This window comes from Candidatus Accumulibacter aalborgensis (assembly GCF_900089955.1).
GTDB classification, from domain to species: domain Bacteria; phylum Pseudomonadota; class Gammaproteobacteria; order Burkholderiales; family Rhodocyclaceae; genus Accumulibacter; species Accumulibacter aalborgensis.
Map to the genome: position 1 here is coordinate 1 of NZ_FLQX01000055.1, position 1,113 is coordinate 1,113.

The 1,113-nt window shown below is 57.9% G+C and carries 1 protein-coding gene; it reads left to right on the top strand.

The annotated features are described in order from the left end of the window. Positions 1–284 precede the first annotated feature (284 nt). A complete protein-coding gene (locus tag ACCAA_RS04465; RefSeq protein ID WP_186406046.1) occupies positions 285–881 on the top strand; it encodes a hypothetical protein in 597 nt (198 codons plus the stop codon). The last annotated feature ends 232 nt before the right edge of the window (positions 882–1,113 follow it).

Consider the following 1,113-nt stretch of genomic DNA (forward strand, 5'->3'; position numbering starts at 1 on the left):
AGGGGAAGTTGGAGCGCTGGCACCGGACCTGCCGCAGCGAGTTTCTGTCCGAACTCGACGAGCTGTCAGCGGCGTTCTGAAAGTCCCCTAAACCTGGCGGTTTGAAAGTCGTGTTTTTTCTTCCTCGATTTTCTTCAACGGGTTTCATTTCAATGATTTTCTGAGTCTTCTTCCGCGCTTTTCGGTCTTCTTCCTTCTTCGCTTTCCTGGCTTCCCGATAGTGCCCGTATGGCGCGTCGCGGCGCGCGGGGGCATTGCATGATTCGGTGCAAGGAGGGTGAGCCATGGCACACCAGAAGGCACACAACTGTCTGTTTTGCGGAGAGATCTTCGAGGCCGATGCCCGCAATGCGGCGCACCAAAAATACTGTTTCAAGGCGCCTTGTCGAAAGGCCAGCCAGGCGGCGAGTCGGCGCATCTGGCTAGCCAAGTCGGAGAACCAGGACTACTTCCGCGGACCTGAGAATGTCGCGCGGGTACAGGCGTGGCGGGCGGCGCACCCGGGGTACTGGCGGCGAGCGCGACTGGAAATCGTGGTGGGAGCGCCGGTGGTGCTTGCGTTACAAGATGTCTGCCCCTCTCAAGCAGTTGAAATCGTTGATCAATCGCCAGATGTGCCGGAAAGTGCGTTACAAGATGTTTGGCGTGATCAACCGGCTGTTTTGATTGGCTTTATTGCCCAATTTACCGGCAGTGCGTTACAGGATGACATTGCCAGGAACACCCGGCGACTGGTAAAACTGGGGCACGATATCTTGGCTGGGAGGATAGGTGATGACGATCAAACGAGTGCTTTGTCCGGAACGGATCAGGCAGATACCAACCCAGTTCAGTTGGGTCGACCACCGCCTGGTGCGCGAGCGCTACCTCGATCGCTGTAACCCCCCGGCGGCAGCGCTCTATCTGTTTCTGGTCACCGTTGCCGACGTCCAGGGGTTGAGCTACTACTCGGATGGGTGCGGCTCTTTTGAGCCACGGATTCTCGGCGATCACGCAGCCAACTTGATGTCATCGTTCTGCGGTGGCGACACATAGTTGCGCTGGCGCTCTTGGCGATGGTGAAAGGCCATGTAGTCCTCGAAGTCGCCGCTGGCACGAAGTGAGCGCAAGCGG